General features: G+C 37.4%; 5 protein-coding genes. 4 read left to right on the plus strand and 1 reads right to left on the minus strand.

What is annotated here, in order from left to right:
• Positions 1-28: 28 nt before the first annotated feature.
• The 4 genes from nadD (at position 29) to flgL (ending at position 4059) form a co-directional block, all read left to right on the plus strand.
• Positions 29-634, plus strand: coding sequence for a nicotinate (nicotinamide) nucleotide adenylyltransferase (gene nadD, locus K2N75_RS01790; RefSeq protein WP_297681049.1), 606 nt, complete (start codon positions 29-31; stop codon positions 632-634).
• Complete coding sequence (gene rsfS / locus K2N75_RS01795; protein ID WP_297681051.1) at positions 610-972, plus strand: ribosome silencing factor; 363 nt, start codon at positions 610-612, stop codon at positions 970-972. Before nadD ends, rsfS begins: the two co-directional genes overlap by 25 nt.
• Complete coding sequence (locus K2N75_RS01800; RefSeq protein WP_297681053.1) at positions 957-1322, plus strand: methionine-R-sulfoxide reductase; 366 nt, start codon at positions 957-959, stop codon at positions 1320-1322. The genes rsfS and K2N75_RS01800 overlap by 16 nt, the downstream gene beginning before the upstream one ends.
• Before the next feature lie 97 nt (positions 1323-1419).
• Positions 1420-4059 carry a flagellar hook-associated protein FlgL gene (flgL, locus tag K2N75_RS01805; RefSeq protein ID WP_297681055.1) on the plus strand — a complete coding sequence of 880 codons (2640 nt, stop codon included), beginning with the start codon at positions 1420-1422 and terminating at the stop codon, positions 4057-4059.
• A gap of 290 nt (positions 4060-4349) precedes the next feature.
• Here flgL and K2N75_RS01810 read toward each other — a convergent pair whose 3' ends face one another.
• Positions 4350-5867, minus strand: a complete 1518-nt coding sequence (locus K2N75_RS01810) for a hypothetical protein (RefSeq protein WP_297681057.1) — start codon at positions 5865-5867, stop codon at positions 4350-4352.
• Positions 5868-6000 lie beyond the last annotated feature (133 nt).

The following is a 6000-nucleotide window of genomic DNA, read 5'->3' on the forward strand; positions in this document are numbered from 1 at the left end:
AAAAGAGGTTTTGTTGCAAAGGAAAGAGATGCAGCGCAAGTTTGCTTTTTTTGGTGGTTCTTTTGACCCGCCACATTTTGGGCATTTACGCATTATAGAATCTGTTTTGAATGCAAGGGAGATAGATAAATTATTCCTTGTGCCAAATTTTTTAAATCCTTTTAAAAGTCATTTCTATTTTTCTCCCAAACTGCGCCTAGAATGGCTTAGGATTCTATGCAAAGAATCCTTGAAAGTCTGGACAAACAAAATAGAAGTATTGGATTATGAAGTGAGTCAAAATGCTCCTGTTCCGACTTATCAAACCTTGCAATTTATCCAGCAAACCTATTCTCTAACCCCAAAAGACAAAATGCATTTGCTTGTTGGTGCGGATAATGTAGAATCTTTGCATCAATGGCAAAATTTTGATTGGCTTCAAAACAATGTAGAATTTGTTATAATTCCACGCAGAGGCTTTAGGATTCCGCAAAATTTTCAAATTTTGCCATTTTGCGCAATGGATATAAGCTCTACGCAAATTCGTAATAAGCTAGCTTGTGGTGATTTTGTGGAGTTATCTCACCTGATTCCGCAGCCCATTTTGGAATTGATATTAAAGGAAATAAATTGCAAGAAAATAGACAAAAAGTGATTGCAGAAATTTGTCAAATCATAGAAGAAAAAAAGGGAGAAAATATTGAAGTTTTTAACCTTGAAAAAACAGATTATTTTGTAGATTTTGTCGTAATTGCCACAGCACTGATTGACCGACACGCAATGGCGCTTTTAGAAGAACTTAAAAAACAGCTGAAAGCAAAGGGTGAAAGTTTTTTCCATATTGATGAGGAGAATCCGGATTGGATTGTTGTAGATTTGGGTGATATTATTATTCATCTATTTACAGAGAATCAACGCAAAAAATTTAATTTAGAAGAGTTTTTGCAAAAATTACTTCAAGAGAGTGCAAGAAAAAAATGTATAGAAAATTGACCAAAGAAGAACAGCGCGTAATATTGCATAAAGGTACAGAAGCACCTTTTAGCGGAGAATTTGAAAATTTTTTTGAAACAGGAATCTATCACTGCAAGCAATGTAATCAAGCCTTGTATGATTCTGCAAGCAAATTTCATAGTGGCTGTGGTTGGGCAAGTTTTGATGATTGTTTGCAAGGAGCAATTACGGAGCAATTAGACGCAGATGGCAAAAGAATAGAAATCACTTGCGCGAAATGTGGTGGGCATTTAGGGCATATTTTTGCAGGGGAAGGATTTACGTCAAAGAATATTCGCCATTGCGTTAATTCTATCGCAATTACTTTTGAAAAAAGCCCTTCCCAATGAATCCTAATATTATTATTAGATTTATTGGTTTTGACAATATGGAATAAAATTTGCTTTATATTTTTTAATAAACTAAATTTTTAGAAAGGTTAAGGTTATGCGAATCGGAACTAGCTCAAGATATACAACTATGCAATACCAACAAAACAAAACCCAAAATTTGTTGGACAGAACTTTGTCGCAGATGAATGGCTTAAAGATTCAGTATGGTTATCAAGGAACTTCCATTTTTAACAAAACTCTAGCATTGGATTATAATCTTACAACTTTGAATCAAAGCCACGCACTCGCAACGAATGCCTTAACTTATACAAAGCATACTGATACTGCTTTGAGTGATTTAACTAAGAATATGGACCAATTCAAAACCAAATTGGTGCAGGGTGCAAATAATATTCATAGTGAAACTTCGCGTCTTGCGATTGCAAAGGATTTAAAGTCTATTCGCGACCACTTTTTGACGCTTGCTAATACTTCTGTGGGTGGAGAATATATCTTTGGAGGCACAGCTACAACGCGAATGCCCTTTAATGCCGATGGAAGCTATAATGGTAATAATGCTACTTTAAACGCATTACTTGGTTCTAACAATTCTGTTGCTTATAATATTACAGGGGCAGAGTTATTCTTTGGTTCGGATAATGATAAGAGTCGTGTGATTTCAACGAATATTCCAAAGTTTAATCAAAGCAAACTAAATCCAGCAATTATGGACCCAAATCACCCAACGGGAGTGAGTGAAGAAGTGCATATTACAGCGGCGGATACTTTGCGTGATTTGGTGGGGGATAACGACGCAGATACAAGCAACAATCCACCAGAAGTTTTTTATATCACAGGACGTAGAGCAGATGGGAGCGCATTTAAATCCAAATTTTCTATGGATGTTGCATATACGGATAAAAATCAAGCTTCCACCGTGCAGGATTTGTTAGACAAAATCGGAAGAGAGTTTGGCAATACAGAGGTTAGCCAAGTCGTAGATGTAACGGTGAATAAATGGGGTGAAATTGAGATTAAAGACTTAACAGGCGGACGCTCAAATATTGAATTTTATATGGTTTCTAGTAGCTACCAAGACCCAGACAATGACATCAATGCAGTTCCACCCGGAGATGGTGTAGGAACAGCAGATATTGACCGCTTACTTAATAGTGGTGTCAAGGTAAATACTTACGTGCAAAGCCCTTATCTCGGCACTTTTTCTAGTGAAAGTATTACTTCAGTAGAAGATTATAACGACCATCGTGTGCATACGATTCCTACGACTTTTAGAACGCATACAAATGAAATTGCCAAAACCAACACTTTATTGAGTGATATTTTTCCAAATGGAGTGGATTCCATCACTCTTAGCGGAACAGAGGGAAATACTGCACTAGACACAGCGGGTGCAGCCGTAGCGCCTACAAACTTTGCTATTACTCCCACAAGCACCGTGCAAGATTTAATGGACGAAATAAAGCGCGTGTATGGTGCAAATGGTGATGTAGATGTGCAATTTACGGAAGGTAAGATTATCGTAGTGGATAATAATGTTTCCAAAAAGAATCCACCGGATAGAGATGATAAAGAATTGCCTTATATTGGAGCAAGCTCTCTTAGTGTTACTTTGACTGCTAATGACGCGGCAGGCAATCCTGTAAATGGATTCCGCAATGATTATAGCGTAGAATACGATAGAGTGGGATTCTCTCGTAGCGGCGGCACGCTAAGCTCTAATGTCTCTCAAATCGTGCGTTCTACAAATGAATATGCGACGATGGAAACAAAACTATCAGAAGTTGCTGGAGTGAGCCTTGATGGACACACTTATAACTTTGAGGTTAAAGATGTCAATGGAGTGGCAATTAGTGGTAGGATAGAGTTTAGAAATGCAGGGAGTGTGATGATAATAGAAAGTCCCGCGCAAATGAATGGGCAAAATATCGCAGGCATTGAGATTCCAATTTTGCAAGCAAATGGAAATCCACCGCAAGTTAGCGGTGATGCAACACCAGCAAATGATGTAACTTATCAACAACTTGCCGATACATTGGGAATAGTAATGAATCTTAGCAATTCCAATCCGGGCGATTTAGCAGCGGTTTTCAATGCAGGGGCTAACTTTAACAATCCTGCTGAAAAAGCCGCTTATGAGACAATGCTAAGTCAAGCAAAAAATAATGTATGGATTGGCTTAGATGTCAATGGGCAGTTGCAGTTAAAAGATTTAAACCGCATTCCTACACGAATGGAATTTATGCTTTATGATAACGAGAGCAGTAACTTTAGGCTTGATGCAAATGGGCGCGTAGATACAAATACAACAAATCACCCGGCATTGACTTTTCAAGCAAATAATGCGGTTATTGGCGAAGACCCACACGTAAATTTCTTTCAACAAATTGATAAGATTATCCAAGCGGTAGAAGATGGCATTTATCGTCCGGGCTCTGATAATTACAACGATTCTATGCGGAATCCTGGAATCCAAAATGCACTCGCAATTTTTGACCATTTGGCAGACCATATTAATAAAGTGCATACCAAAAATGGGGCGCAGGGAAATGCGTTTGAATATTCTATTGAACGCACAGAAGCCTTGATTGTGCAAGTGAAAACCTTGCGCAGTGAGACGATTGATACAGATTTCGCGGAAACTTATTTGCAATTTTCAACGCTCGCACTTGGTTATCAAGCAATGCTTTCAAGTATTGGCAAGATTTCTCAACTATCATTAGTAAATTATGTGTAGGGTAAAAAATGAGTGCAAAAGAAAGAATCATACGCACTCTCTTATAAGCTAGGCTCTGCGTGCGTGGAGTTTAATCAAAGATTTTCTACTTCTGCGAGAATTTGATATTATCTTGTTTTTTGGTGCAATGTAATTTTTGACACAAAAGAGAAAGGAATCCCTAAAGGCAGGTGGGAAAATACATATTTTTATGCTTTGGTGTGTTAATGATTTGGAATTTTAGAATCTTTTGATTTGAAAAGTTTTGATAAAAAGGCGATTTGCATAGAATCCCAAAGGGATTCTTGAAATTATGCAAGAAGTTTTCCTAGAGTGTTTGAGTTGAAGCTCTTAAACACATTATCTTTGTTTTCTAGTGGGTCAAATATCAAGTGGTTGAGCCGCATAAATTCATCAAATCGCTTGAATGCTGATTCCATTTTTTCTTTCATTTCTTCCATTTTTTTGAAATTATCCTCTACCGCATTCCAAATTTTAGAAGCTTCTTGACTGACGCCATTGTTGGCAGTTTGCAAGGAATTAAGGCTAAAAGACACTTTAACTTCAAGGCTTGTAAGGCTAGCCATAGGGACGCGTTCAAACAATCCTGTGATTCCATTTCCTAATGCGCTAAACATTGGGATAATACTATTTGAAGGCAAATTAGACGCAGAAACGCCCATTCCTTGATAGGCTTTGTTTGCAAGGATTTGAGAAATGCTTTGTCCGCCTAGAATCGCATCGTTTGTTGCTTGATTTTGTAATGCTTCGTCTTTAATTTTTTCACTTACCAAATCAATGTGGTGGATTTGTCCGCTACTGCCATCTTCACGCAAATAGTCTGCTGTTTTTTGTTTGATTCCTAGTAAATCCCCATTTTCTCCCCTCATCATTTCTTGACTTTCTTGAGCGTTGAGGTAAATTACACCGATTCCTTTTTCGCCCAATCCTACGAGTTGTCCTTCGCCATTTGCATCGGGAGTCCAGATTCTTAGTTTGTCATAGATTGGGTCGTTTTTGTCAATCTTGCCATCATTATTGGAATCATAGATGCTTAAGTCTTTGAATCCATCGCCACTTTGTGTGCCAAAAAGCTCGCTGCCATCATTGATTTTACCATCGCCATTTTTATCAAGCGCCAAGAATCCAGAACCTTTTTTGAGCGTAGAAATTTGGTCAGGAGTACCATCGCTGTCCAAATCAAAACGCATTTTGGTGTCGCTAAGCTCTGTGCCGCTGCCCTCATAATCAATGACAAGCGGGTCAATGACTTTTTTATTTACGCCTTGAGGAATGTTTTGTGTCGCATTGGAGCTACTAATTTGTAGATTTTGCATAAAGCTTTGAGAAACGCTAATGCTTAAATCCAAGCTTTTTTCTATTCCATCACTTCCAATTATTTTACCAGAGATTGAAACCTCTAAACTTCTTGAGAATCCTTGAGAAAGACTGATTCCGCTTCCTAGAATTTGGCTTGCAAAGTTTTTGTTATATAACAAGTCTGACATTGTGATTGTAGTATTCTGTGATGAGCTTGTGCTATTGTTTGCGCTTGGGAATAATTGCTCCCAAGTTTTCATCATTTCATCTTGAATCTCTGAAATTTTACTCAATGCACGATTCAAAATAGTTTTTTGAAAATCTCCCAAACTATCACTAAGTAAAGAGTTGCTAGCTACGACACTAGTCGTGCTTCCTCTTGCATCTTGATTTATAGTTGATTGTGGAACACTATTTGCTTGATTGTTTGTAAGCTCTTCTTTAACGGCACTCCATTGCGTGGTGGTATATGAGGCTTGCAAAGAAGAGAGACTAAAACTTGCTTGCATTTTTTCTCCTTTTTGTAAATTAATACTGACTATATCGGCTGTTTTTTAAAAAACTAAAATAAATTTTTTATAAATTTTATCCATTCTAAAATCTTTAAGAATCATAAAAATGTTTTAAGGGTTTATTTTGCGG

This window comes from Helicobacter sp. (genome assembly GCF_029067145.1).
Lineage (GTDB): Bacteria > Campylobacterota > Campylobacteria > Campylobacterales > Helicobacteraceae > Helicobacter_D.